19 protein-coding genes are annotated in these 26,094 nt (G+C 71.6%); 7 read left to right on the forward strand and 12 right to left on the reverse strand.

Going from position 1 to position 26,094, the window contains the following annotated elements:
- The first annotated feature begins 19 nt into the window (after nt 1–19).
- Together ACZ7OI_RS19125 and ACZ7OI_RS19130 are read left to right on the forward strand one after the other, a co-directional pair.
- Nucleotides 20–1,291, forward strand: coding sequence for a DUF58 domain-containing protein (locus ACZ7OI_RS19125; RefSeq protein WP_344284803.1), 1,272 nt, complete (start codon nt 20–22; stop codon nt 1,289–1,291).
- Nucleotides 1,292–1,355: 64 nt separating this feature from the next.
- The gene (locus ACZ7OI_RS19130) at nt 1,356–3,914 is read left to right on the forward strand and encodes a transglutaminase TgpA family protein (RefSeq protein ID WP_470265532.1); all 2,559 of its coding nucleotides are present in this window, start codon (nt 1,356–1,358) and stop codon (nt 3,912–3,914) included.
- A gap of 81 nt (nt 3,915–3,995) precedes the next feature.
- Here the strand turns inward: ACZ7OI_RS19130 and ACZ7OI_RS19135 are convergent, their stop codons facing one another.
- Nucleotides 3,996–4,937, reverse strand: a complete 942-nt coding sequence (locus tag ACZ7OI_RS19135) for an alpha/beta hydrolase (protein WP_470265533.1) — start codon at nt 4,935–4,937, stop codon at nt 3,996–3,998.
- A gap of 119 nt (nt 4,938–5,056) precedes the next feature.
- Between ACZ7OI_RS19135 and ACZ7OI_RS19140 the strand changes: the two genes are divergently transcribed.
- Nucleotides 5,057–5,710, forward strand: coding sequence for a TetR/AcrR family transcriptional regulator (locus tag ACZ7OI_RS19140; protein WP_470265534.1), 654 nt, complete (start codon nt 5,057–5,059; stop codon nt 5,708–5,710).
- Nucleotides 5,711–6,249: 539 nt separating this feature from the next.
- Here ACZ7OI_RS19140 and ACZ7OI_RS19145 read toward each other — a convergent pair.
- From ACZ7OI_RS19145 to ACZ7OI_RS19155, 3 genes are all read right to left on the reverse strand, one after another.
- A complete protein-coding gene (locus tag ACZ7OI_RS19145; RefSeq protein WP_451998853.1) occupies nt 6,250–6,654 on the reverse strand; it encodes a DUF3040 domain-containing protein in 405 nt (134 codons plus the stop codon).
- A 1,166-nt stretch (nt 6,655–7,820) separates the two neighbouring features.
- Nucleotides 7,821–9,038, reverse strand: a complete 1,218-nt coding sequence (locus ACZ7OI_RS19150; protein ID WP_470265987.1) for a DNA polymerase IV — start codon at nt 9,036–9,038, stop codon at nt 7,821–7,823.
- 157 nt (nt 9,039–9,195) lie between these two features.
- Nucleotides 9,196–9,921 (reverse strand): methyltransferase domain-containing protein, encoded by a 726-nt coding sequence (locus ACZ7OI_RS19155; RefSeq protein ID WP_470265535.1) that lies wholly within the window; start codon nt 9,919–9,921, stop codon nt 9,196–9,198.
- A 112-nt stretch (nt 9,922–10,033) separates the two neighbouring features.
- On the opposite strand from ACZ7OI_RS19155, the gene ACZ7OI_RS19160 reads away from it, so the two are divergent.
- The 4 genes from ACZ7OI_RS19160 (at nt 10,034) to ACZ7OI_RS19175 (ending at nt 14,334) form a co-directional block, all read left to right on the forward strand.
- Nucleotides 10,034–10,885 (forward strand): ParA family protein, encoded by an 852-nt coding sequence (locus tag ACZ7OI_RS19160; protein ID WP_470265536.1) that lies wholly within the window; start codon nt 10,034–10,036, stop codon nt 10,883–10,885.
- A 3-nt stretch (nt 10,886–10,888) separates the two neighbouring features.
- On the forward strand, nt 10,889–11,707 hold the full coding sequence (locus ACZ7OI_RS19165; protein ID WP_470265537.1) for a DNA-formamidopyrimidine glycosylase family protein: 819 nt from the start codon (nt 10,889–10,891) through the stop codon (nt 11,705–11,707).
- A gap of 375 nt (nt 11,708–12,082) precedes the next feature.
- Nucleotides 12,083–12,655, forward strand: a complete 573-nt coding sequence (locus ACZ7OI_RS19170) for a GNAT family N-acetyltransferase (RefSeq protein ID WP_470265538.1) — start codon at nt 12,083–12,085, stop codon at nt 12,653–12,655.
- 653 nt (nt 12,656–13,308) lie between these two features.
- Nucleotides 13,309–14,334: a quinone-dependent dihydroorotate dehydrogenase gene (locus ACZ7OI_RS19175; RefSeq protein ID WP_470265539.1), complete on the forward strand. Its 1,026-nt coding sequence runs from the start codon at nt 13,309–13,311 to the stop codon at nt 14,332–14,334.
- Nucleotides 14,335–14,718: 384 nt separating this feature from the next.
- Here ACZ7OI_RS19175 and ACZ7OI_RS19180 read toward each other — a convergent pair whose 3' ends face one another.
- From ACZ7OI_RS19180 to ACZ7OI_RS19215, 8 genes are all read right to left on the reverse strand, one after another.
- Nucleotides 14,719–16,017 carry an allophanate hydrolase-related protein gene (locus ACZ7OI_RS19180; protein ID WP_470265540.1) on the reverse strand — a complete coding sequence of 433 codons (1,299 nt, stop codon included), beginning with the start codon at nt 16,015–16,017 and terminating at the stop codon, nt 14,719–14,721.
- 386 nt (nt 16,018–16,403) lie between these two features.
- Nucleotides 16,404–17,402: a phage shock envelope stress response protein PspM gene (pspM, locus tag ACZ7OI_RS19185; RefSeq protein WP_470265541.1), complete on the reverse strand. Its 999-nt coding sequence runs from the start codon at nt 17,400–17,402 to the stop codon at nt 16,404–16,406.
- Nucleotides 17,403–17,436: 34 nt separating this feature from the next.
- A complete protein-coding gene (locus tag ACZ7OI_RS19190; RefSeq protein WP_470265542.1) occupies nt 17,437–18,303 on the reverse strand; it encodes a PspA/IM30 family protein in 867 nt (288 codons plus the stop codon).
- A 254-nt stretch (nt 18,304–18,557) separates the two neighbouring features.
- On the reverse strand, nt 18,558–19,007 hold the full coding sequence (locus ACZ7OI_RS19195) for a helix-turn-helix domain-containing protein (protein ID WP_162834710.1): 450 nt from the start codon (nt 19,005–19,007) through the stop codon (nt 18,558–18,560).
- Between the two features lie 100 nt (nt 19,008–19,107).
- A complete protein-coding gene (locus tag ACZ7OI_RS19200; protein WP_470265543.1) occupies nt 19,108–19,572 on the reverse strand; it encodes a CinA family protein in 465 nt (154 codons plus the stop codon).
- Complete coding sequence (pgsA, locus tag ACZ7OI_RS19205) at nt 19,572–20,219, reverse strand: CDP-diacylglycerol--glycerol-3-phosphate 3-phosphatidyltransferase (RefSeq protein ID WP_470265544.1); 648 nt, start codon at nt 20,217–20,219, stop codon at nt 19,572–19,574. Before pgsA ends, ACZ7OI_RS19200 begins: the two co-directional genes overlap by 1 nt.
- Nucleotides 20,216–21,664: a 30S ribosomal protein S12 methylthiotransferase RimO gene (rimO, locus tag ACZ7OI_RS19210; RefSeq protein WP_470265545.1), complete on the reverse strand. Its 1,449-nt coding sequence runs from the start codon at nt 21,662–21,664 to the stop codon at nt 20,216–20,218. Before rimO ends, pgsA begins: the two co-directional genes overlap by 4 nt.
- A gap of 161 nt (nt 21,665–21,825) precedes the next feature.
- Nucleotides 21,826–26,052 carry an AAA family ATPase gene (locus tag ACZ7OI_RS19215; RefSeq protein ID WP_470265546.1) on the reverse strand — a complete coding sequence of 1,409 codons (4,227 nt, stop codon included), beginning with the start codon at nt 26,050–26,052 and terminating at the stop codon, nt 21,826–21,828.
- Between the last annotated feature and the right edge of the window lie 42 nt (nt 26,053–26,094).

A 26,094-nucleotide genomic window follows, 5' to 3' on the forward strand; every position in this document is an offset into this window, starting at 1 on the left:
ACCCGAATAGGGAATCCGCATGCTGCGCGCGCTGTCCGGCCTCACCACCCGAGGCCGTTGCCTCCTCGCCGCCGGGATCGCGGCCGCGGTGTGCTCGCTGGTGCTCAACGAACGCGACCTGCTGCGGGTCGCGGTGTTCGTGGTCGCCCTTCCGCTGCTGGTCGCCGCCTACATCTCGGCCACCCGGCTGCGCCTCGGCGCCGCGCGCGCCCTGCGCCCGGACCGGGTCGCGGCGGGCTCGACCGGCGAGGTCGACCTGGAGCTGTGGCGCAGCGGACGGCTGCCCGGCGGCGAGGTGCTGCTGGAGGACGGCGTGCCGTACGCGCTGGGCTCCCGGCCGCGGTTCGTGGTCGAACGGCTGCCGCACGACCGGCGCGTGCTGCTGCGGTATCCGCTGCGGCCGGCCATGCGCGGGATCCAGCAGGTCGGCCCGCTGCGCGCGACGATCACCGACCCGTTCGGGCTGTGCGAATTCGAGCGGGAGCTGATCGGCCATTCGCGGCTGGTCGTCGTGCCGCGCGTGGTGCCGTTGTGGGGTCTGCCCGGCGGCGCCGGAGCAGGAGCGGGCGACGACGGAAGCGTCCGGCTGCATTCCGGGCAGGGCGAGCCGGACGTGATCGTCCGGCACTACCGCACCGGCGACGACATGCGGAAGGTCCACTGGCGTTCGACGGCGCGCCGTGACGAGATCATGGTCCGTATCGAAGAACGGCCGTGGCGCGGCGGCACGACAGTGTTGCTGGACCACCGCGCGGCGGCGCACCACGGCAGCGGCCCGACGGCCAGCCTGGAGTGGGCGGTGTCGTTCGCCGCTTCGGTGTCGCTGCATCTGCGACGGACCGGCCACCGGGTCCGGCTGGTCACCGAACACGGCGTCTCCCTCGCCGATTCTCCCGGCGACGGCGGCGAAGGCTACGACAACCTGGTGCTCGACGCGCTGGCCGCGCTTCAGCCGGCGCACCAACGAGACGTGACGCTCGGCCACGATCCGGCCGAGGGACAGGAACTGATCGCGATCCTGGGCACAGTGAGCGCGGAATCGGTGCACGAGCTGACGCGGTACCGGGCGCGCGGAGTCCGCAGCCTCGCCGTTCTCCTGGACACGCCGACCTGGGCGGGTTCGGCCTCGCCGGACCACCTCGCCGCGGCGACGAAGGAATCGGCGGAGCTGCTGCGCGGGGCCGGCTGGGGCGTCGTGGTGGCCGGTCCGAAGACGCCGATGCCCGAGGTGTGGGGGCTGCTGTGCCGCGCGGGCACCCACCGGTCGACAGTGATCGGCGGAACGCGATGAACCTGATGACGACTGCCGTGCGCGCCTGTTCCCCTCGAAACGGCCAAGCACGCGAGGGGACCCGATGACCACCACCGCTCCCCGCCCGTCCGGCGCGCCGCCGATCCCGCACACCCCCACCCCGCAGCCGACCGATCCTCCGCCGGCGTGGCGGAGCAGCGTGCTGCCGCCGATCGCCGCCGGGCTCGCGACGCTGTGCGCGGCCACGTCGCTGACCAGCGTCGTCTCCGGATGGGCCTGGTTCGGGTACCTCTTCGTGGCCGTCGTGCTCGTCGCGGGCACCGGCCTGGCGCTGCGGTCGCTGCGCGCGCCGACGGTCGTCGCCGGGTTCGGGCAGCTGCTCGTGCTGCTCTTCCTCATCACCGGGGCGTTCACGACGCAAGGCGTCCTCACGATTTTCCCCGGCCCCACCGCCTTCGGCGAACTGCAGGCCACGCTCGCCGCGGCGGCCGACCAGATCCGGATCGGCCTCCCGCCGGTCGACAGCACGCAGCCGATCCTGTGCTTGGTCACGATCGCGGTCGGTCTGGTCGCGGTGCTGGTCGACACGCTCGCCGTCGCCGCCGCAGCTCCCGCGGCGACCGGGCTCGTGCTGCTCTGCGTGTACGCGGTGCCCGCGGCGTTGTCGGACGAACTGATGCCGTGGTGGACGTTCGTGCTCGGCGCGGGAGCCTTCGCGTGCCTGCTCGCGCTTGACGGCAACCACCGGCACCGTCGCTGGCGCAACCGCGACGCGCCCGGCTCCGGCAGCATGCTGCGGCTCGCGCAAGCCCCGGTGGCCGTGGTCAGCTCGGCGATCGTGCTCGGCCTGCTGGGCGGCGGGATCACCGTGGTCGGGACCGTCGGCAAGATCCCGTTCGGCTCCGGCCCGGGCGGCGACGGCGACGGGACCGGCGGGTTCGGCATCGCGCCGTTCACGCAGTTGCGCGGACTGCTCGACCAGGGCCAGAACACCGAACTGTTCCAGGTCCGCGGCCTCGGCCCGGACCGGCGGCTGATGCGCGCGTTCACCTTGGACACCTACACCCCGAACAAGGGTTGGGGCCTGCGCGCGGGCGGCCAGGCGCAGAGCGGCGTCCTCGCGAACAGCACGCTGCCCGCCGCGCCCGGCGACGACGGCACCGGGGTGTCGCGGCAGATCCAGATCCAGCCGACGCGCTGGGTCGACAACTGGCTGCCGGTCTACGGAGCCCCGCGCGCGCTCCGGGGCGTGCCGCCGCAGTGGCTGTACGACCGGGTCAGCGGCTCGGTGTTCACCACGGCGAGCGAACCCGCGCCGGCGTACGTGGAAACCGCGTCGCTGAAGGAGCCGACCGCCGCGGAATTGCGCGACGCCGCACCGAAATCCGACGAGGTCCCCGCGCTGTACACGCGGATCGGCCAGGTCGACCGGCGGGTCTCGGCGCTGACCGATCAGCTCACCGCGGGGAAGACGAACAACTTCGACCGGGCCACCGCGCTGTGGCAGTACTTCAGCGCGCAGAACGGTTTCGTGTACGACACGAAGACCGCCGACGCCACCGACGCGGACGCTCTCGCCGACTTCATCCTCAAGGGAAAACGGGGCTACTGCGAGCAATACGCGTCGGCGATGGCCGTGATGCTGCGGGTCGCGCACATCCCCGCGCGCGTCGCGATCGGCTTTACTCCCGGCGTTTCCAAGGGCGACTACCAGTCGATCAGCTCGCAGGACGCGCACGCGTGGGTCGAGGCGTACTTCGGGGACAAGGGCTGGGTCAGCTTCGACCCGACCCCGCTGGCCGACGGCCGCGGCATCGTCCCGCCGTACCTGGAGCAGAACACCCAGAACCCGCAACAGCCCAACGCGACCGACAACCTCCCGACGGCCCCGCGCTCGGCGTCCCCGTCGACCGGCGCGTCGGCCGACAAGACCCACGACCAGGCCGCCCCCGCGGCTCCCGCCGACACCGCCCCGGACGACAGCTGGCTGACCTGGCTCGCGTTGGCCCTGGCCGTCCTGGGCGCCGCCGCCGTTGCCGCGTCCTATTTCCTGCGCCGCCGCCCTCGTCCCGGCCTGACCCCCTCCGGTGTCCCGCCGGGTGCCGCGCCCGAGGGCGACGTGCTGGTCAGAAACCCCGTCACCGCCCCGACTCCGCTGCACCTGGCCGCGTTGTGGCTGCCGCTGACCGGAGCCGTCCTGCTGGTCGCCGCGGTCGGCCTGCTGGCCGGAACGGTGTCGTGGTGGTTCGCCTTGGCGGTCGTGCTGGTCCTCGCGGCGACCGGCGGCCCCGCCGCGATCCGGGACCTGGTGCGCCGCCGCCACCTCCAGACGATCGCGACGCACTCCCCCGGCGCGGCCGACGCGGCGTGGCGCGAGCTGAAGGCCGAGTGCGCGGACCGGGACCTGCCGATCTCCGACAGCGACACGGTCCGCGTGGCCGGCGGGAAGATCGCCGAACGCCACCGCCTGGACGAGCCCGGCCGGGAGGCCCTGCGGACGGTGCTGGGCGCGGTGGAACGCAGCTGGTACAGCGACGAGGCCGCTCCGGACGCGACCTTGGAGCCTGCATTCGGACAGCTGCGGGACAGCCTGCGCCGGACCGCGCCGTTGTCGATGCGGGGGCGCTTGTTCCCGAGGTCGGTGCTTCGCCGGCGGCGGTGAGCTTCAGGTTGGATTGAATTGGCGAGACGGCCGCCTCGCCTGGGCGATTGTCGCGAGGACGGCCGAGGACGCGCTCCTCCCTCACTTCGCCAGGGCCGCGCCGAGGAACGCGAGGATCTCCGCCTGCGCAGCCTCGGCCTGTGGTTCCACACCCGGCAGGGTCAGAAATGCGTGCTTCGCGCCCGGGTACTCGGTGAGCCGCACCGAGGTTCCCGCCTCGCGGAGCCGCTCGGCGTAGCGGCGCCCGTGGTCGGCGACCGCGTCTTGGGTCGGCACCACCACGAGCGCCGGAGCGAGCCCGCTCAGGTCCTTTGTGGACAGCGGGGAAACCGCGCTGGCGTCAGCTCCCGGCGGGACGGCGAGCCGCTGGAAGAGTTGCAGCAACGGCAGGGCCCGGGACGGGCTGTAGGCGTATTCGGTCATGGAGGGGTGGTCGAACATCGTCTCAGTCACGTCGGCGACCGGGTTGACCAGCACCTGCGCCTTGAGCTCCAGACCCGCGTCCCTGGCGCGGACAGCCGTCAGAGCGCTGATCAGCGCTCCGCAGCTCTCGCCGAACACAGCCACGCGCGCCGGGTCGACGCCCCACTCCGCAGCCTGCCGCAGCACGTGCCGGAGCACGTCCCAGCCGTCGTCAGCGGCGTCCGCGAGCGGACTGGCCGGGGCGAGGAGGCGGTGCTCGACCGAGACGACGACGGCGGGCAGTCGCGCGGCGACGTGGCTGTTGGTCCAGTCGCATTGCGCGGCTGTGCCGACGAAGCCGCCGCCGTGGACGTGGACCACCAGCGGCAGGCCGGCTCCGGCTTCAGCCGACTTCGGCCAGTAGACCCGGACTGGCAGGTCGCGGCCGGGCAGCGCGATCTTCCGCCACTCGATCGCGGCGCCCGGGTCCGGCTCGCCGAGGATTGCCCGCGCCGCGCCGGAGGCCCGGAAACGGTTCTCCGCCTCGCGATAGACGAGCAGTTCCTCGGTCGTGATCGCCGCGAAGTCCGGCTCCGGCGGGCGGGTCGCGAGTTCGGTCATGTTTCCTTCTTTCCCCAGTCGATGCGCCGAGTGCTCGCCCAGCGCCTTGTCCTCATTATGCACACGGTGTGTGCAACGACAAGTGCACAGGTTATGCTGGGCGGGGCGAAAGGGGCGAGATGACGGGCCGCAGGCGATGGACGACCGACGAAATCCTGGACACGGCGGAGGACCTGCTGCGCACGAGCGACGCCGACTCGTTCAGCGTGCGCAAACTCGCCGCGGCGCTCGGGACCGATCCCTCGAGCCTCTACCGGCACTTCCGCAACAAGACCGAACTGCTGCGCGCCGTCGCCGACCGGATCCTCTTGGCCGCCATGGACGGCTACCGCCCCGAAGGCGATTGGAAGCAGCGCATCACCGCGCTGGGCCTGCGCCTGCACGAGGCCTTCGGCGAGCAGCCTCAGCTCGCGACGGTGTGGGGACGCTACGCATCCGGCGGCACGGGATCCCGGTTGGTCATGGAGGAACTGCTGCAGGCCCTGCGCGCGTCCGGCCTGCCCGACGAGCAGGTCCCGGTGCGCTACCACCGCGTCGTGCTCCTCCTCGCCGCGCTGATCGCGTCCGAGGCAGGCATCAGCACCATCACCGCCGAGGAGTACGAACAAGGACTGGAGCAGTTCCGCGTCGCCGTGCTCGGCGCCGATCCCGAACGGTTCCCCGCCCTGGCCTTTTTCGCCCGCGACGTCCGTCCCCTCGGGGCAGACCGCCGGGCCGCGTTCGAGGAGATCCTTGCCGGGCACCTCGCTCAGATCGAGGCCGAGATCCCCTGATACGCCGGATCATCGGCGCGACACGCCGCGAGTGCGGTGCCGGAGCAGCCGAGCGATTGCTCGGACCGATCCTGCCCGTCGGCTGCACCGGACACCGCGAGCAGTCCGCCGTTTCAGGAGGCACCCAGCTCAGCACCAGCCTGCTTGAACCGGTGCCTCAAACCCGACCGGCACGTCAGACTCGGCAATCCACTGCGACCTCCCGGCCGCTCCGGTCTGCGCGACCCCGGCGTCCTCGAACTCGAACCGGCAGCGCACATGTCGAGATCGCCGCAGACCTGCCTCAGCCCGGGTTGTCGCCACGACCGCGGCAGTCCCGCAGAACCGTTCCCACGGCAGGCCGGATCCAGCACCGCGCTGAGCGTCGTCGGGAATCACCCGTCGACGCCGCACACCGCGCGTTCCCGGAGCTGACGCAAACCGAGCACGCACCGCCCGCGCGTTCGGGAACCCCGTGTCCCGCTAGCCGGTGCAGTCCGTGCCCGCGCACGAGAATCCGCGCTCCGCCCCGAGGGGAGAAGCGCGGATTCGCCGTCGTGCTATTGGCCTTCGAAGCGCTGGCGGAAACGTTCCTCCATGCGCTGGGTGAAGGAGCTCTTGCGGCCGGACGGCTTCCCCCCGCCGCCTCCGTCGTCATGGCTGTCCTTGCCGCCGCTGTCGCTGTGGCGCAGCGACGTCACGGCCATCATGACCCCGAAGAACATCACGAGGAACCCGAGCACGCTGACCACCGGCACGTCGGCGACCCGCAACACCGGGATCACCACGCCGAGCACCAGCAGCGCAACGCCCACCACGAACAGGGCGATCCCCTGGATGCGCCGACGGCGCGCGGGTCGGCGCAACCGGGTGCCTCGCACCGTGGATGCGAACTTGGGGTCCTCGGCATAGAGCTCGCGCTCGATCTGGTCGAGCAGCCGCTGCTCATGCTCGGAGAGTGGCATCTTTCCTCCTCCGGCACAGCTGTCGCGGGCGCCGGGCCGCGCAACGTCCTGGACCCAACAGCCAACCCCAGGCGGGGTGGCACTGTCCAGGATACGAGCCCCGCGCGCGTCCGACTACCCGATCCCCGATCCGGAAATGATCGAATCGGGGGAAATCCCGCACAACGCGGGTTGACAGTGCGTCACCGCGACAGAAGTCACCCCTTTCGGCGCAGTCCAGGGCCCTCCGCAGCCCCGTCGGCCTCCCCCGCGCGGGGTCCCTCGTCACGGAGAGAAACTGTCCTCGCGCCGACCACCCGGCCCGCCGACGCCCTCGCCGACGCGATCTTCCGCCGATCGATACCCTCCGATATTTTTTCACTCGCACGGAGCCAAGATCGGCAATCCCCCACCACGCGAACAACCCGGATTCCGCTGACTCAGAGCGACCGCCGAACCCCTGTTTCGGACCCCGGAGGCCGAGCCCGCACCGGACGCTTATCGCCGACCAAGCACCCATTTCGGCGAATCGCCCACGAACCCGCCGAGGGGGACGAGTCCGGCACCCTCGGTGGGCTCAGCCGCGTGGGGACCGCAGCGAAGGTCCGGCTGCGTTCAGGACAGGGTTTCGCGCCGCCGCCAGCCTGAGCGCCCTGCGGTGCGAAACCAGCGCCCGCGGGACGCCGAGCAGGCACTGCGAATTTCGCGCGCTTCGCCGCTCTGCATCTCGTGCGCTTCACGGCTCTGCACCGCCGACCGAGGCCGCGTAGCTTGCCCCCTCTGCACCGCCAACCAAAGCCTCGCGGCTCGACCGCGCTGCGCCGCCGACCAAAGCCACGCGGCCTAACCGCTCTGCGCCGCCGACCAAAGCCACGCGGCCTAACCGCTCTGCGCCGCCGACCGAAGCCTCACAGCCCGACCCCTCTGCACCACCGACTAAAGCCACGCGGCTCGACCGCTCCGCGCCACCGACCGAAGCCACGCAGCTCGACCGCGTGGTTTAAGACGACGCACGCGATCCGGGCACACGCGGCAACGTGGTGAGCCCGAACCGCAGCCGCTCAGCTCACCCCCGCGACGAAATCCCCGTGCCTCCGGACGGAAACTCGGCCTTCGACCCGCCACGGGACCCGGCACAGAAAACACCGGCCTCGCAAACGCCCCCTCCCACGAGACCCCTCCAGCCCTCACTCCTCCCGAGGAGAAAGCAGCGAAGCAGGCCGAATCGCCGCCGACCCGAACTTCAGCCGTGCCACGTCCGCCGCCACCTCGGCGTCCCGCCAGCGCGGCTCATCGTTCGCGAACGACAGCTGCTCCCCCTCGTCCCCGGTGTCCAGGCCCTCCACTCGCACTCCGATCAGCCGGACCGCTCCAGTCGGCGCGTGCTCCGTCAGCAGCTCAACGGCCGTGCGGTGGATGTCCCGGGCCACGTCCGTCGCCGAGAGCACGGTGCGCGCCCGGGTGATCGTGCGGAAATCGGCGAACCGCACCTTGATCGACACCGTCCTCCCGCGCAGCCCGCGCGACCGGAGCGTCGCCCCGACCCGTTCGGACAGGCGCAGCAGCTCCAGGCTCAGCTCGTCGCGGTCCAGGACGTCGACGTCGAAGGTGTGCTCGGCTCCGATCGACTTCTCCTCCGACTCCGGCTCCACGGCCCGGTCGTCATGGCCGTTCGCCAGCGCCCACAGGTGATCCCCGACGGCCCGGCCCACCGCGCGCCGCAGCCGGGCGGGCGGGGTGGCGGCGATGTCCGCGATCGTGTGCCAGCCGTGTTGCCGCAGCTGTTCCTCGGTCCGCTTCCCCACCCCCCACAGCGCCGACACCGGCAGCGGGTGCAGGAACTCCAACGTCTCGGCGGCGGGGACGATCACCATCCCGTCCGGTTTCGCCATCCCCGAGGCCAGTTTCGCCACGAATTTCACCTTCGCGACGCCCACCGAACACGCGATCCCGTGTTCCGCCTGCACTCGCTCCCGAATCCGCGCACCCAGCACGCCCGGAGTAGCCCCCAGCCGCCGCAGCGCGCCTCCTACGTCCAGGAACGCCTCGTCCAGGCTCAGCGGCTCGACGAGCGGCGTCAGCTGCCGGAAAATCCCCATGACGCCGCGCGACACCTCGCCGTACAGCCCGGGCGTCGGCTGGATGCACACCAGCTGCGGGCAGAGCCGTTTGGCCGTGGAGAACGGCATCGCCGAGCGCACTCCGAAGCGCCGCGCCGGATAGCTCGCCGCGGCGACGACCGAGCGCGGGCCGCCGCCGGACACGACGACCGGCTGGCCCGCCAGCTCCGGCCGCGTGCGCAGTTCGCACGACACGAAGAAGGCGTCCATGTCCACGTGCAGAATCGAGCATCCGGTGTCGTCCGGCAGCTCGGTCGCGCCCGTGGTGACGCGATAGCGGCCCATCCCGCTCGGCAGTTCGGCGTTTCTCCCCACGCCTCCGGACGCTACCCGCCGCCACCGACAATTCCCGGCGCTCGAGCCGCGGCGACCACGCTTACGGGTGGTCCGCGATACCGCCAGGACGATTCCCGCACCGCGACGCGGCTGGGAACTGAGCTTCTCAGCCCCGCCGGGCGATCGCGTGCAACCGGCCCGCGACATCGCGCAGCGCGGGCACCGCCGAAGCGCTCAGCTCGAACTCGGCCAGTTCGTCCTCGCGGACCCCGCCGGGCACGACGTCCGAGATCACCCGGTCGCCCTGCAGCAGCGTGACCTCCAGGCCGGCGGCCACGAGGGACTCGGTCAGCCCGGAACTGTCGTACCTGCGCAGTACGGTGTCCCCCGCGACAACCCCGTCAGAACCTTCCAGCAGCCGCTGCGCCTCGGAGATCCGGCCGGCCAGCGCGCGATGCAGCACGGCCGCGGTGCGGTTGGCCACCAGCACCGACACGGCACCGCCCGGCGCGACGGCCGCGGCGAGTGCGTCGAGCACCGCGCGCGGGTCGTCGACGACCTCCAGCAGGCCGTGCGCCAGCACCAGGTCCGCCGACCCGGCCGGGACGTGCGCGCCCAGCGCGTCGGAGTCGTCGGCGATCACCGTGATCCGCCCGGAGACGCCCTCCTCCTCGGCGCGCCGGCGCAGCGTCGCGAGCGCGTTCGGGTTCGGTTCGACCACGGTGACCAGGCATCCGGCCGAGGCGAACGGCACCGCCCAGCCGCCGCTCCCGCCGCCGACGTCGACGACGACCGGCTGCTCCACGCCGCGGGCGCGGGCGGCCCGCAGTTCGGCCTCGAGCGCCCGGCGAACGGCGCCCGAACCCCGGGCTGCCACGGTGTCGGTCTTCATGGCCGACAGGGTAATGGCCGCCGGTCACTTGCCGTGACCCGCGTGGGCGCCGCAGCGGCGTTCGCCACCTTCCGCACTACCGCCCCGGCTGGCGGGCCGTAGGCTGTGTCGAGTGCACACGGTCGCCGTTCTCAGCCTCAAGGGTGGTGTCGGCAAAACGACGGTCGCGCTCGGTATCGCGTCGGCCGCGCTGCGTAGGGGAACCCGCACGCTCGTAGCCGACCTCGACCCGCAGGGCAACGCCACCACCTCGCTCGACCCGCCGTTCACCGACGCGACGCTCGCCGACGTGCTCGAGACGCCCGCGCGGGCCGTCATCGAACGCGCGATCGCGCCGAGCGTGTGGAGCGAGGAGATCGACGTGCTGGTCGGCGCCGAGGAACTGGAGTCGCTCAACGAACCCGACTCCGACGGCCGCCGCCTGGAAAACCTTTCCCGCGCGCTCGACGAGCTGCATCAGCACCCGTTGCGCGAGGACCCGTACGAGCTGGCGATCATCGACTGCCCGCCGTCGCTCGGCCGGCTCACGAAATCGGCGCTCGTGGCAGCCGACAGCGCGCTCATTGTGACTGAGCCCACAATGTACGCGGTGGCGGGCGCCCAGCGCGCGCTCGAAGCGATCGAACGGATCCGCGAGGACAGCAATCCGGCGCTGCGGCCGATCGGCGTCCTGGTGAACAAGCTGCGCGTGCGGTCGTACGAGCACCAGTTCCGGGTCGCGGAGCTGCGCGAGAACTTCGGCTCCCTGGTGATGCCGACCGCGATTCCGGACCGGCTCGCGGTGCAGCAGGCACAGGGCGCGTGCAGCCCGATCCACGAATGGCATTCCCCTGGCGCGCAGGAGATCGCGCTGACCTTCAACATGGTCCTCGCCAAGATCCTGCGCTCCAATCGCGCCGGACGGCACCGCGTGCGCGCCGAGGAAGAAGCCGCGCAGGCGGAAGTGTCGGAAACCGCGGGCTGAACCGTGCCCGAGGGCGACGCCGTATTCCTGGCCGGAAAGCTGCTCGACCGCGCGCTCGCCGGGAAAACGTTGGTGCGCGGGCAGTTCCGGCATCCCGAACTGGCCACAGTGGACCTCGCCGGCCGTGAGGTGCACGGCGTCGGCACCGTCGGCAAGCACCTCTTCACGCGCTTCTCCGGCGACCTGACGCTGCACAGCCATCTGCGGATGGACGGCTCCTGGAAGATCCAGCCCGCGGGCGCGAAGTGGCCGATGCCAGCCCATCACGCACGCGTCGTGCTGATGACCGAGGACGTCCAGGCGATCGGTTTCCGCTTGCACGACCTGAAACTGGTGCCCACCGCCGAGGAGCACGACCTCGTCGCACACCTCGGACCGGATCTCTTGGATCCACAATGGACAGACGAGCACGCCGCACTGGCCGCCGCCAACCTGGCCGCGCAGCCAGACCGGGAACTCGGCGACGCCCTCCTGGACCAACGGATCATGGCCGGCGTCGGCAACCTGTACAAATGCGAGATCTCTTTCCTGCTGGGGGTTTCCCCGTGGACCCCAGTGTCCGAAGTGGACCCCGCGCGAGCGGTGACGCTCGCCCGGAAACTGCTGGTCGCCAACGCGTGGCGGCACGAGCAGGTCACCACCGGCGACCTCCGCCGCGGCCGCCGCACCTGGGTCTACGAACGCACCCGCCAAGGCTGTTTCCGCTGCGGCGGCCCGCTGCTGGTGCGCCAGCAGGGCGACGGACAGTACCAGCGCCCGACCTGGTGCTGCCCGCGCTGCCAGCCCGGCCCCGTCCCGGCCGACGGACCGCCGCGCAAATGATGTTGCCGTACCGAGAGGTTCGCGGTTAGCGTGGCAGTACACGAGAGAGGAGGTGGTCCTAAGTTGTATTCACACAGGACTCGTGAGGTGGCTGTCCGCTAGCGGATGGCACGTGTTGGGACTTTGAGCAGCGATGCAACAGAGCCACCTTCGGCTCATCGCCTGCTTCACGTGCTGCCTGCTGACGAATACCAGGCAGTCACCGGGTTCCCGGGGTTCTCGAGCACCGGTCCGGCTCGAGCCTGGACGCTGACGGCGTCCAGGAGGCGCCCCGGGAATTTCCATGTCCGCTTTTCGGTCCCCCCGCGCGATGTTCCCTCTCCGCGATCACCGCGGCGGTTCCTGCGGAACGGCAGAAGTCGCTAGGCTTGGGGGATGCTCAGGCCGGACTATCCGATCAGCACCGAACGCCTGCTCCTCCGCCCCTTCAGGAACGACGATCTCGATGCCCTGAACTCGTTCCAGTCCCGCGCGGACGTCGTCCGCTACCTGTACTGGGGACCTCGCAGCCGCGCGGAATCCGCCGCCGCGCTGGCGAAGCGAGTCCACAGCGCGACGCTGTCGGAGGAAGGCCAGTTCCTCGCCGTCGCCGTGGAACTCGCCGAAACCGGGCAGCTCATCGGCGACCTCAACCTCGAATACCTCAGCGCCGAACACCGCCAAGGCGAGATCGGCTTCGTCTTCCACCCCGACCACCACGGAAAAGGCCTGGCCCTGGAAGCAACCCGCGAAGTCCTGCGGCTCGGCTTCGAAGACCTGGGACTGCACCGCATCATCGGCCGCTGCGACGGCCGCAACACCGCGTCGGCGGCGTTGATGGAGCGCCTGGGCATGCGGCAGGAAGCAAGGCTGCGGGAAAACGAGGTCGTCAAGGGCGCATGGACCGACGAACTGGTCTACGCCATGCTCGAAGACGAGTGGAAAGCCAGCACTGCCCGGCTGAACTGACCGCCGGATGGCGGTGGCCAGCAAGTTTCGCGGATGTCGCCTGGGTTCGGGAGTCCGATGGTTCGGCAGGCTCCTGGCTGAAACCTGGCCTGGCTCAAGCCGGTCCCCAGGCACCGATGCGGCCACGACCTTGAAGAGCCCCCGCGTGCCGTGAAGGGCTCCTTGAAGGACTTAGATTCCCTCAAGGAGCCCCTCACAGACATCGCTAGCGCGAGGTCGCCGCAGCAGTTGACGCTGTGAGGGGAACCCTGACGGACTCTGATTCCCCCAGGGTTCCCCTCACAGACGCCCGCTCCCTCAGAGTTCCCCTCACAGACCGGCATTCCCTCAAGGAGCCCTTCACAGACCACCCACCGCACCCAACAAGCGAGCCGCCCAACCGCAGCCCGCGCCCCCCACTATCGAGGCACCCAGCCCCTCCCCCGCACCCCGATACGAAGCCTCCCTGCGGTCTGGGGTTGCTTGTCAAGGCATCTTTCCCGCCTTGACAAGCAACCCCAGACCGTCAGCACAATCAAGCTTCGGGGTGCCCCACGCAACGCACCCGGGCGCAACGTCGCCCCCAGGCGACGAGCCGCCCAGCAACGCGACCCCCGCCACAAGACCCCGAGCCACCCCAGCAACCCCACCCCCCATACGGCAGCATGGACCCCGTGCTCTTCGACAGGATCGTCCGCCCAGCGATGTACCGGCTCGCCTACCACGACCCCGAGGTAGTCCACGAACGCACGGTCACCCTCCTGAGCCGAGCCGGAACCGCCCTCCGCCCCATCGCGAAGGCCTACCGGACGAACGATCCCACCACAGTCCTGGGCCTGACCTTCCCCAACCGCATCGGCCTGGCCGCGGGCATGGACAAGAACGGCCGAGCCCTCCACGCCTGGCCGTCCCTGGGCTTCGGCTTCGTCGAAGTAGGCACCGTCACCCGCCACCCCCAGCCGGGCAACCCCAAACCCCGTCTCTTCAGCCTCCCGGCCACCGACGCGGTCATCAACCGCATGGGCTTCAACAACGACGGAGCCCAAGCACTGGCCGACCGCCTGGCCGCACACGGAAAACCCGCGGTACCGCTGGGAATCAGCATCGGCAAGTCGAAGGTGACGCCGCTGGACGAGGCCGTCGAGGACTACCGCTACTCCCTCCGCGCCCTGCACCCCTTCGCCGACTACTTCGCGATCAACGTCAGCTCCCCGAACACCCCCGGCCTCCGTGCGTTGCAAGACAAATCCGCACTCGCCGAACTGCTCGCCGAACTCCGCAAGACCGGCGGCGAACTCGGCGGCAACACGCCGCTGCTGGTGAAAGTCGCCCCCGACCTCACCGACGACGCCCTCGCCGAACTCCTCGAAGTCTGCCTGGACCACGGCGTAGCCGGAATCATCGCGACCAACACGACCCTCTCCCGCGCCGGCATCGCCCCCGCCGAAGCCGCGCTCGCCTCCGAAACCGGCGGCCTCTCCGGCCGCCCGCTGACCGAACGCGCGGCCGAAGTCGTGCGCTTCGTCCACGAAAAGACCGAAGGCAAGCTGCCGATCATCGGCGTCGGCGGCATCCTCGGCCCGGACGACGCCCGCCGCATGCTCGACGCCGGCGCCAGCCTCGTCCAGCTCTACACCGGCTTCGCCCTGCACGGGCCCGGTCTGGTCCGCCGCGTCGGCCGGGGGATCGCCGCCCGGTAACGGTCGGGCCCGAGTTCGACCGCCGAAACTGCCCAGCCGCGACGTCTGGGTTCCGGCGCGCAAACCACCGGCGAACGACCGCTCGGCAGGACCAGAGTGGCGCGGCTTCGATCGCTCGGCCCCGGCCCAGCCGACCGCTGGCGGCACAAGCCGGGCCCGCTCCTCGCCAAGCCGGGCCCGCTCCTCATCAAGCCGGGCCCGCTCCTCATCAAGCCGGGCCCGCTCCTCATCAAGCCGAGCAGGGCAGTGCCGGGGCCCGAGCCCGAACGCGCGCACTCAGGCCCCCGCCTCAGGTGCCAGGGCCCGAGCCCGACGTGCGCACCCAAGCCCCTCCGCCTCAAATGCCAGGGCCCGAGCCCGAACGCGTAGTCAGGCCCCTCCGCCTCAGCCAGGGAACCGCGGCCCGCCAGTGCTGACGAACCTCAAATACCCCCGCCAAGACGCATACCGGTCCAACCCTTCCCCGCCTGCCGCGGCCGCGGGTTCGCACAGCACCGCAAGCGGTGAACTCCCGTCCTCCAGCTCCACCCGGCCCACCACGAACGGCGCCGCCAAGCCCTCCGCGAAACGGTCGAACGCCGCCGGAGACAGCCGCCAGCGCTCGCCGTCCACACCGGCCGAGCCGGAGACCACTCCGGGCTGGGGCGGGGTGACACCGTCCAGCAGCACCAGGCGGTAGCGCTCCGCAGTCCGGACCAGACCGCCGAACCGCGCCCCGTGCAGCTCGTCATGCAGCGGCTGTCCGCACAAATGCGCGCCGAACACGACGACGTCGACGCTCTCGCTCGGGTACGGGTCCGGCGACTGCTCGCCAGTCAGCACCGAAGCCAGGTCGATGCCGATCTGGTCCTCGAACGCCCGCGTCACCACAGTGATCCCGTACGGCCGCCGATCCCCCGGCACGGTCGCCGCGGCGAGGTCCAGTGCGTTCAGCGTCGCGTCCAGGACGCCGACGGTCGGCAGCAGCACCGCATCCAGATCCGCGAGCAGCGAGCGGGCTCCAAGCGCGTCTCCGGCCCCGTAAAGCGCGCTGACGTCCACTGGGACCAAGACAGCACCGGAAGCCTCCAGAGAGGCAGCGGCGACGTCGAACGCCCTCCTCGCGGGCAGCGGGAGACTGGCTTCGGCGGGAATGCCGAGGCGCGGGTGCTGTCCGGCGGCAAGGCGAACGTCGGCGGGCCACTCGCGGACCGTCGAGTCCGTGCCGCGCATCGCCGCGACGGCCCGCTGGGCGGTCGTGAGGCGGTGCGCGGACACCGAGACGGTCGGCCCCGGGATCAGCCCGGGCGTCGGCTTGAGGGTGAGCACCCCGGGCGGGGCGGCGATCTCTCGCGAGGACGAATTCAGTGCCAGGTCGACGATCTCGAGACCGACCGCCGCGTTTTCCGGGTCTGCGACGGTGGTTCCGAGCACCACCGCGCCGGCGTCGGTCAGGCGGGCGAGCGCGGGCGGGCCGTCGGCGTCCGCGGCGCAGACGGTTCCGGCCAGCGGGAGGTCTTCGCCCGCGTGGACGCGTTCGTCGACGGTTTTCGCTTCGACGAGCACTTCCTCCATGGTGCGCACCGAGGCCCAGAGTCCGGGGCGGTCGGCTTTCGCCAGCCGCTCGAACGCGGTGCGGACCCGCTCGTGCGAGCTGGGCGGAGGGACGGGAACAGGATCAGGTTCCGGCGGGAGCGTAGTCACGAGGGCGTCCTTTCCTCGGCGGGATCGGAGGAGTCCACTGTGTACGTCCGGCGCCGCGAACCTCAGCCCGTGACGCCGGGCCTGGCAGATGCCAACACCGACCTCATGGGAAAAACGTTAAACCGCAGACGTTTCCGTCACCAGCAGGATCGGATTACGCGATTGTTGCGGTATGCGGGGGAAACTCACGCACCGTCGCGGCCGAACTGTCCCGTTGCGCCGACCGGAATCCCAAACTCGGCCATCAGGACGGCGTTCCGCCCGGCCGCGGCGATTCCCGGAGCCGGCGCGAAGCAGCGCGCCCGGACCACATTCACCCCAGGATCGGGCGTTTCGCGGCGGATTACCGCGCCGTGCGACCCCGCAAAGGGGCCGGACCGGGCAGGTCAGCTGAGGTCTTTCAGGGCCAGCGCCAACCCGGCGAGCCGGTCCGTCGCGTCGGTCAGCGCCTCCCGCGACGTGACCATCCCGTCGCTGCTCGCTGCCACCGCCCGACCGGCCGCGGCGACCAGGCCGCCGTAGCCTTCGATCCCGTCGTCGAGCTGTTCGCGCAGTTTCGCCACCGCGGCGTGCAACGCCGACCGTTCGCGTTCCGGCGCGGAATTGCGGCCCCGCTCGATCGCCTGGATCCGGTCGGCCAGGCCGCGCAGCGCACGGGCGGCCTCGTCGGCCGTCGCGCGGGCATCGGCGACCGAGACCTCCGGAACCGCGGTGGTGCCCAGAGAAGTCGGCACCGACAGCTGCTTCAAGAGTTCCCGCAGCGAAGCCTCGGACTCGGCCAACCGCTCCATCGGCTCGCGCGCGGCCGAACCGGCGGCGGGCAGCGGCGGCGGGCCGCTGGACGCGGCGGGAAGTTCGACCTTCTTCAGCTCTCGCAACCGCATCCCGGTGCGGACGCTGAACGTCCCGAACACCAGCGTCGCGAAACCGGAGAACACCGCCTGCCCGATCTCCGGGCCGGCCACCGCTCCACCGAGCAGGCCGGTAGCGGTGAGCACGGTGAGGATTCCGAGCAGGATCGTGACCAGCACCCACAAAGTGAGCACGCGCGAGGTGCGGCGGATCCGGCGCTGGTGCTTCGCGCTCGGTTCGTTCCAGCGCTGCCATTTGGCCCGGACCTCGGCGACCGCGGGCACCTGCCCGGCAACCGTGGAAAATGCCGCGGACGCCGCGGACCCGGCCGCACTCGACGGGCGGCGCGGCACCGGCGGCGAGACCGGACCGCGCGGGGTCCGGCCGCTCTGCTGCGGCTTCCCGCCGGCCTCGTCGGCCGGCGGGAAGTACCGCTGCAGTTTTTCCTGAGCGCGCTGGGCGTAGTCGGGCAACCGCTCGATGTGCTTCTCGAGCTTGGCGTTGAACTCGCTGAAGTCCCGCCTCTTGGTCATCCCGTCGCCCCCTGCGCCGCTCGTGCCCGGCCGGTCAGGCCGGGTTCTTGCCCTGTTCCGCCTGCACGCGGGCCTGGATCTCCCGCTGGATGTCGCCCGAGGCGGCGGCCGGCTTGGCCGCAGCCGCGCCCGCGCCGGCGCCCGCGGACGCGCCGCCGTCGGTGACCTGGGCGACCGAGTCGCCGCGCATCGAGGCGCGGATCTGCTCCAGCCGCGAGTGGCCCGCCATCTGGGTGGCCGACTCCTGGACCTCCATCATGCGGCCCTGCACCGAGTTCTGCGCCAGCTCCGCCGAGCCCAGCGCGGTGGTGTAGCGCTTCTCGATCTTGTCCCGGACCTCTTCCAGCGACGGCGTGTTGCCCGGCGCGGCCAGCTGGCTCATCTGGTTCAGCGAGGCGGAGACCTGCTCCTGCATCTTCGCCTGCTCCAGCTGCGAGAGCAGCTTGGTGCGCTCGGCCAGCTTCTGCTGCAGCATCGTCGCGTTGCGCTCGACGGCCTGCTTGGCCTGCGTGGCCGCCTGCAGCGACTGGTCGTGCAGCGTCTTGAGGTCTTCGATGCTCTGCTCTGCGGTGACCAGCTGCGCGGCGAAGCTCTCCGCCGCGGTCTCGAACTGGGTCGCCTTCGCCTCGTCGCCCTTGCCGCGGGCCTCGTCGGCCAGCACGAGCGCCTGGCGCGTCGACGCCTGCAGCTTCTCGACCTCGCCGAGCTGGCGGTTGAGCTTCATCTCCAGCTGACGCTGGTTGCCGATCACGGAGGCGGCCTGCTGCGTCAGCGCCTGGTGGTTGCGCTGCGCCTCCTCGATGGCCTGCTGGATCTGTACCTTCGGGTCGGCATGCTCGTCGATCTTCGACGAGAACGCCGCCATCATGTACTTCCAGAACTTCACGAACGGGTTGGCCATCTCCTCCGCCTGCCTTCTTGCGTCCCACGGGCCCTGATTGCTTCGGGGCGGGGCGTCGCTCCCCTAGTCGCACAACGTACCGACCCCGGCGTTGGGTTCCATCGTGTCAGGTCGGCCTCCGCCGTTCCAGGCGACCCCGGGGGAATTCAGGGTCAGCCCTGACCGGCGGTCAGGACCCGCCCGGAAGGGGAACCCCGCGCACGCCGACGGCCCCGGGGAGAGCCCCGGGGCCGTGCAGCGAAACAGCGCAGGCGTTACGCCGCGATCGTGGACGCCAGCTTCGGCGCGCCGATCGTGGTCCGCAACGTCGTGTTCATCCGCGGAGCGGGCTGAAGCCGCAGGTCGGAGAGGTCGTCGCCGATCAGCTCCGACACCAGGCGGCCGCCTTCGAAGCCGGCCTCGCCGCGGTCGGGCACCGTCTGGCTCGGCGCGGTCTCCACCTCTTCCACCGGCGCGACCTCGACCTTGTCGAGAGCCGAAACGTCCGCGGCGACCTTGTGCAGCAGCTCGCCCAGCGGCAGCTCCAGCGCCTCGCAAATCGACGCCAGCAGCTCGCTGGAAGCTTCCTTCTGGCCGCGCTCGACCTCGGACAGATAACCGAGGCTCACCCGGGCGGCGCGGGAGATGTCACGCAGCGTCCGACGCTGGTTGGTGCGGGCATGACGGAGCCGATCACCGATCGCCTCGCGCAACAGCACGGTCATCACGCGCCTCCCTTCCCGAACTGGTGCCTCCTACGTTACCCAGAGCGGTACCCCGAGTGCAGGACTTGACACGTACGTACGCCAAGGGCGAACGCCGTTTTCAGTCTAGTTGTTCCCCGAGCAGCACGAACGCGGCGCGCACCGACGCGGTCCGAATCGTGTCCCGGTCACCGGACTCGGCCAGTTCACGCACCGTGGTCACGCCCGGTCCGCTGAGCCCGAGGTACACCGTTCCCGGGGCGACTCCGTCCTGCGGATCCGGCCCCGCGACACCGGTCAGGCCGAGCCCCCAGGTCGCCCCGCAGCGCTCCCGCGCGCCCCTGGCCAGCTGCGCGGCGACCTCGGGGTGCACCGCTCCGTGCTCGGCCAGCAACTGTTCGTCGACGCCGGCGAGCGCGGCCTTCAGCTCTGTGGCGTACACCACCAGACCGCCGCGCAGCACCGCGCTCGCTCCCGGCACCTCGGCGAGCGTGGCGCAGACGAGACCGGCCGTGAGCGACTCCGCGGCCGCCACGGTTTCCCCCCGGCGGGTGAGGGTCGCGACAAGTTCGCGAGCCTCGGTCATCAAGATCCCATCGCGCGCCGGCCGGCGGCGCGCAGCCGGATCGCGCGGACCAGGTAGTCGACGCCGGTGACCACCGTCAGCGCCACCGCGATCCCCATCAGCGCCCAGCGCACCGGGTCCGCTCCGGCCGGGAGCGGCAGCAGGTAGGTCACGATCGCGAGGATCTGCGCCATGGTCTTCGCCTTGCCGCCGCGGCTGGCCGGGATGACGCCGTGCCGGATCACCCAGAACCGCAGCAGCGTCACGCCGATCTCGCGCACCGCGATCACGATGGTGACCCACCAGGACAGCTCCCCCAGCGCGCTGAGCCCGATCAGCGCTGCGCCGATGAGCGCCTTGTCCGCGATCGGGTCGGCGATCTTGCCGAAGTCGGTGATGAGCCCGTAGCGGCGGGCGACCCAGCCGTCGACCTGGTCGGTGGCGGACGCGATCGCGAACAGCCCGGTGGCGATCGCGCGCCACGTCGTGTCCTCGCCGTGGCCGGTGAACAGCGCCACGACGAACAGCGGGACCAGCACGAGCCGCGAGATGGTGAGCAGGTTCGCCAGGTTCAGCGTCGGGACCGGGGTGGCTTCGGGCACCTGGGCCCCGCCCTCGGAAGCGGCGCGGGGCACGCCCTCGCCCGCCCCGCTGGGCGCGGCACTCACCGGCCGGCGTCCGGCGCCGGGCGGACGACCAGGTCGACGCCGGCGGAGTCGACGACCTCGCAGCGGACGATGTCGCCCACCGCGAGCGGCTTGGTGTCTTCGTCTTCGAGGATGACGCATTCCCCGTCCACCTCGGGGGCCTGGTGCGCGGCGCGGCCGACCGCGTCGTCGCCGTCCGTGCCGTCGTGCTCGACCAGGACGTCCACGAAGGTGCCGATCCGGTCCTCGGCGCGCTGCGCGGTCAGCTCCTCGACCAGCGCCGAGATGCGCGCGACGCGCTCGGCGACCACGGCCGGGTCGAGCTTGCCGTCGAAGGTCTCCGCCTCGGTGCCGTCCTCGTCGGAGTAGCCGAACACGCCGACCGCGTCGAGCCGGGCCCCGGTCAGGAACCGCTCCAGCTCGGCGAGGTCGTCTTCGGTCTCGCCGGGGAAGCCGACGATCACGTTGGTGCGGATGCCCGCCTCGGGCGAGTGCTCGCGGATCTGCTCGGTGAGCGCGAGGAAGGAATCGGTGGAGCCGAACCGGCGCATCCGGCGCAGCACCTGCTCGCTGGAGTGCTGGAAGGACAGGTCGAAGTAGTCCGCGACGCCCGGCGTGGTCGCGATCGCCTGCACCAGCTGCGGCCGCGTTTCGGCGGGCTGCAGGTAGGACACGCGGACGCGCTCGATGCCGTCGATCTCCGCCAGGCGCGGCAGCAGCAGCTCGAGCGCGCGGGTGCCGTCGCGGCCGAAGTCCTTGCCGTACGACGTGGAGTTCTCGCTGACGAGGAACAGTTCCTTCGCGCCGTTCTCGGCGAGCCAGGCCGCCTCGGCGACGATCTCGTCGGGCTGGCGGGACACGAACGACCCGCGGAACGACGGGATCGCGCAGAACGAGCAGCGCCGGTCGCAGCCGGAGGCGATCTTCAGCGCGGCGACCGGGGAATCGTCCAGCCGCGTGCGCAGGACGCGCGGGCCCCAGCCGTGCTGCGCGTGCCCGGGCACCTCGACCTCGGCCGTCGCGGCGGGCCGCTGCACCGGGCTGATCGGCAGCAGCTTGCGGCGGTCGGACGGGGTGTGCGCGGCGATCGCGCGGCCGGCGACCACGTCGTCCAGCCGCGAAGACAGGTCGGCGTAGTGGTCGAAGCCGAGCACCGCGTCGGCCTCGGGCAGGCTGTCGGCGAGTTCGTTGCCGTAGCGCTCGGCCATGCAGCCGACCGCGACGACCTTGCGTCCGGTGTCGGCCGCGGCGAGCAGCGTGTCGACCGAATCCTTCTTGGCCGATTCGACGAAGCCGCACGTGTTGACCACGACGACGTCGGAGTCCTCCGGTTCGGCGGCCAGCTCCCAGCCGCCCGCGGCCAGCCGGCCCGCCAGCTCCTCGGAATCGACCTCGTTGCGGGCGCAGCCCAAGGTCACGAGGGAGACACGGCGGGCGCGAGCGGAATCAGCGGCTGGAGAAGGCACGACGCTCAGGGTAGCCGTCGCATTCGGACCGCCCCGCGACGGCGTCGCCCAGTGCGGTGACGCGGTCTCCTCCGGCCGGGTCGCTCCGCCCATGCCTGGGGCTCGACGCGGTGCCATGGGGTGCGGGGTGTTGCCGGGACCGGAATCAGTCTCCGAGCGGGTCACTCCGCCGCGGACACGTCCGGAACCGTCAGCAGGGTCAGCTCCGCGTCGTCCAGCGCCTCCAGGTCGACGTCCGGGCCGGCCAGCCGCATCGCCTGCGCCCGGATCGCGCGTTCGAGCAGGCCACGGGCCGAGCGGCCGTTCGCGAAACCGGTGCCGCGGTCGAGCCCGGCCATGAATCCGGGCAGCGCTTCGGCGAGCCCGGCGTCGAGGCGGTAGCCCTGTTTCCCCGCCATGGCCGTGAAAATCGCGGCCAGCTGCGCGTTGTCGTAGTCGGCGAAGTGCACGGTGGCGCCGAAACGGGACCGGAGGCCAGCGTTGGCGTCGAGGAAGCGGTCCATGTCCGCCGGGTAGCCCGCGGCGATCACGATCAGGTCCTCGCGATGGTTCTCCATCTGCACCAGCAGTTCGGCGATCGCCTCGGATCCGAAATCGCTGCCCGTCCCGGCGCCTTGCACCAGCGTGTAGGCCTCGTCGACGAACAGCAGCCCGCCGATCGCCCGCTCGCAGACCTCGCGGGTCTTCGGCGCGGTCTGGCCGATGTACTCGCCCACCAGGTCCGGCCGCGCGACCTCGACGAGGTGCCCGGACGGCAGCACGCCCAGCTCGCGGTACAGCTGCCCCATCAGGCGCGCGACGGTCGTCTTCGCCGTGCCCGGGTTGCCGGTGAACACCAGGTGCCTGCTGCGCGCCCCGACCGGCAGCCCGGCCTTGCGGCGGCGCGCGTCCAGCCGCGTTTCCGCGACCAGCGCGCGGACCTGCGACTTCACCTCGTCCAGGCCGATCATCCCGTCGAGTTCGGCCAGCAGGTCGTCCAGTCCCCGGCGCGGTCCGGCGTCGTCGCTGACCGCGACCCCGGCTTCGCCCGGAAGGTCCGCGGCCACCAGGACGGCCAGCTGGTCCGACGGCGTGTCCGGCGCGGCGGCCAGGCGGCTGGACTGCCCGCTGATCGCGGCTTCCAGCAGGCCGCGCGCGGACCGGCCGTTCGCGAACCCCCGGCCGCGCGGGATGCGGCGGATCGCCTCGGGCAGCGCGGCGGCGAGATCGGCGGACAGTTCGTAGCCCTGGCTCTTCGCCATCACCGTGAAGATCCCGGCGAGTTCGTCGTTGGAGTAGTCCGGGAACTCGATCCGGCCGGAGAACCGCGACCGCAGCCCGGGGTTGGACTCGAGGAACTCGTCCATCTGCTTGGGATAGCCCGCGACGAAGACCACCAGGTCCTCGCGATGGTTTTCCATCTGCACCAGCAGTTCGGTGACGGCTTCCTTGCCGTAGTCGTCGTTGTCGTCGCGCACGAGGTTGTACGCCTCGTCGATGAACAGCACGCCGCCCGCGGCCCGTTCGCACACCTCGCGGGTCTTCGGCGCGGTCTGGCCGGTGAACTCGGCGACGAGATCGCCGCGGCCGACTTCGACCAGGTGACCGGAGGGAAGCACGCCCAGCTCGCGGTAAATCTGCCCGACCAGCCGCGACACCGTCGTCTTCGCCGTGCCCGGGTTGCCGGTGAAGAGCAGGTGGCGGCTGCGGACGGCGACCTTCATGCCCGCGTCGCGGCGCCGAGCGTCGACCGCCATCTCGTCCACCATGGACCGCACGCGCTGCTTCACCGAATTGAGCCCGATCATCGCGTCCAGCTCGGCCAGCAGTTCGGGGAGACTGCGCCTCGGACCGGAGTCGTCCACCGCACCCACGCCGGACTCGCCGGGCTGGGGCAGGTCGGCGGCGACGAGCGTGACGAGGTCCGCGCCGCCGTCGGTGGTCAACCGGGTCGACTGCTTGCCGATCGCCGCTTCCAGCAGCACGCGCGCGGACCGGCCGTTCGCGAAGCCACGGCCGCGCGGGATCCGCCGCACCGCTTCCGGCAGCGCCGCGAGCAGGTCCGCGGACAGCTCGTAGCCCTGGCCCTTCGCCATCGCGCGGAAGATCTGCGCCAGCTCGTCGTTGGAGTAGTCCGGGAATTCGATCGTGCCGGCGAACCGCGAGCGCAGGCCGGAGTTGGACTCCAGGAAGGCGTCCATCTCCTTGGGATAACCGGCCGCGAAGACCACCAGGTCCTCGCGATGGTTTTCCATCTGCACCAACAGCTCCGCGACCGCTTCCCGGCCGAAGTCGTCGTCCTTGTCGTTCACGAGGTTGTACGCCTCGTCGAGGAACAGCACCCCGCCGACGGCCCGCTGGACCGCCGCGCGGGTCTTCAGCGAGGTCTGGCCCACGAACTCGCCGACCAGGTCGGTGCGGGTCACCTCGACGACGTGGCCCTTGGGCAGCGCGCCGAGCGCCTGGTAGATCTTGCCGAGCAGCCGGGCGACGGTCGTCTTCGCCGTGCCCGGATTTCCGGTCAGCAGCAGGTGCCGGCTGCGCACGGCGACCTTCATGCCCGCTTCCCGGCGCCGCGCGTCGATCGTCATCTCCGACGTCAGCGAGCGGACCCGCTCCTTGACCGCGGCGAGGCCGATCATCCCGTCCAGCTCGGCGAGCAGTTCCTCGATCGAGGATCCGCCGCGCTGTCCCGCCGCGGCCACGAGCGGTTCGATGTCCGGGTGGCCGATCTCGATCCGGCTGCCCGGCATCGCGCCGCGGCTGATCGCCTGCCGCGAAGCCGCGTCCAGCAAGGCCTCGACCGTGCGGGCGCTGGGTTCCTTCGCCAGCGCGGCGAGGCGGTCGCGCACGTCGCCCGGCAGGCCGAACGAGCGTTCCCGGGCGAGGACGTCGAGCAGCGCGGCGGCTTCGGCGGGCCGGTCGAACCGGGGCAGCCGGTACTGCAGCATGGTCTGCACCAGGTCAGGGGCCTCGGTGCTGAGCTGTTCGAGCACCTTCTCGGTGCCGTCCAGGATGATCAAGCGGCAGCTGTCCTGGTCGCGCGCGTAGTTGCGCAGCATGCGGACGGTGGCGGCGACGTCCTTCTCGAAGAGGGCGTCGACGCGCTCGGCGAGCAGCAGCGCGGAGCCGCCGTTCTCGATGTCGTTGATCGTCGCGGGCACCGAACGCTCGACCGGGTCGTCGGCGTACTCGGCGAGCAGGGCGGCGCAGTCGAAGAACTCGGCGGTGTCGAACCCGACCTCGGCCTCGGTCAGCGACGCCTTCAGCGCCCGCGTGAACCGGCGCTGGCCGGTGTTCGCCTCCCCCACCAGCAGGATGAACGGATTCGGCTGCTTGGTGCCCGCCGTCATCCTGGCCGCTTCGCGCTTCTCCCACTCGGCGTAGGCGGTTTGCCATTCCTCGTACGCCTTTTCGTAGCGGGACTGCTCCTTGCGCTGCCACATCCGGTTGCCCGCGGCCAGCAGGTCGAGCGTGACCGACCGGCTGTGCCGCGCCATGTCGCCGAGCACGTTGTTGCCGGAGCCGTCCGAACCCGGCCGTTCCGGTTCGGGCGGCGGGGGTTCGCCGGGGCCGTTCGCGGTGCCGTGCCGGGTGGCGTCCGCCCACGCGACGACCCGGGTGGCGCGCGCGACGAACTCGGCCATCGACTCGGTCCCGGAGACGAACATCCCGGTCTGGCCCAGGCTCTCCACGCGGATCTGCGGCTGGACGGGATTCGGCGCCGGGGCGCTCGCGGGGGCCGGCGCCGCGGCGACCGGCAGCGGCCCCGAAGGCGCGGGTGCGGCGGGCGGCGGCTGCGCCGGGACTTGGCCGGACCACGGGCCGCCCTGCGGCGCGGGCGGGAACCCGGGCTGCGGCGGGCGGTAGCCCTGCGGAGGCGAGGGCGGGCCGTTGTAGCCGCCGGGATTCCCTTGCGGCGCGGGCGGTCCGGCGTATCCGCCCGGGTTGCCCTGCGGGCCTGGATAGCCGCCGGGGCTGCCCTGCGGGCCGGGGTAACCGCCGGGATTGCCTTGCGGCGCGGGCGGTCCCGCGTAACCGCCAGGGTTGCCTTGCGGTCCGGGGAATCCGCCGGGGTTGCTCTGCGGGCCGGGATACGGCGGCCGGGGGCCGCCGCCCGGGTAGCCCTGCTGACCGCCCGGGTACTGCTGCGGCGCGCCGTATCCGCCCGGGGCGGGCACGCCGGGGGCGGGAGTGCCCGGCGGCGGCACGCGCCGGGCGGCGCCGCGGTAGCCGGGGTCCGCGGGCGGCTGCGTGTACTGCCAGTTCCCGTCCGGCAGCCGCCGCTGCCACGCCTGGCCGGGGACGAGCAGCCATCCGACGCCGTCCGGGCCGGTCAGCGCGGCCGTCCGGCCCGCCGCCGCCTCGGACTGTGCGGCCTGGAATGCGTCCCACCCTGCGCGCGTCAAAAAAACCAGCTCCCCCTCAGGTGCCCGTGCGGCAAGCCCGCC

It is taken from the genome of Amycolatopsis sp. NPDC114503 (assembly GCF_055633655.1).

Excerpts from the sequence above, each read along its gene's own strand:
- ACZ7OI_RS19125 (WP_344284803.1), top strand. The coding sequence starts at position 20 with ATGCTGCGCGCGCTGTCCGGCCTCACCACCCGAGGCCGTTGCCTCCTC.
- ACZ7OI_RS19130 (WP_470265532.1), top strand. The coding sequence starts at position 1,356 with ATGACCACCACCGCTCCCCGCCCGTCCGGCGCGCCGCCGATCCCGCAC.
- ACZ7OI_RS19135 (WP_470265533.1), bottom strand. The coding sequence starts at position 4,937 with ATGACCGAACTCGCGACCCGCCCGCCGGAGCCGGACTTCGCGGCGATC.
- ACZ7OI_RS19140 (WP_470265534.1), top strand. The coding sequence starts at position 5,057 with ATGACGGGCCGCAGGCGATGGACGACCGACGAAATCCTGGACACGGCG.
- ACZ7OI_RS19145 (WP_451998853.1), bottom strand. The coding sequence starts at position 6,654 with ATGCCACTCTCCGAGCATGAGCAGCGGCTGCTCGACCAGATCGAGCGC.
- ACZ7OI_RS19150 (WP_470265987.1), bottom strand. The coding sequence starts at position 9,038 with ATGGGCCGCTATCGCGTCACCACGGGCGCGACCGAGCTGCCGGACGAC.
- ACZ7OI_RS19155 (WP_470265535.1), bottom strand. The coding sequence starts at position 9,921 with ATGAAGACCGACACCGTGGCAGCCCGGGGTTCGGGCGCCGTTCGCCGG.
- ACZ7OI_RS19170 (WP_470265538.1), top strand. The coding sequence starts at position 12,083 with ATGCTCAGGCCGGACTATCCGATCAGCACCGAACGCCTGCTCCTCCGC.
- pspM (WP_470265541.1), bottom strand. The coding sequence starts at position 17,402 with ATGACCAAGAGGCGGGACTTCAGCGAGTTCAACGCCAAGCTCGAGAAG.
- ACZ7OI_RS19190 (WP_470265542.1), bottom strand. The coding sequence starts at position 18,303 with ATGGCCAACCCGTTCGTGAAGTTCTGGAAGTACATGATGGCGGCGTTC.
- ACZ7OI_RS19195 (WP_162834710.1), bottom strand. The coding sequence starts at position 19,007 with ATGACCGTGCTGTTGCGCGAGGCGATCGGTGATCGGCTCCGTCATGCC.
- ACZ7OI_RS19200 (WP_470265543.1), bottom strand. The coding sequence starts at position 19,572 with ATGACCGAGGCTCGCGAACTTGTCGCGACCCTCACCCGCCGGGGGGAA.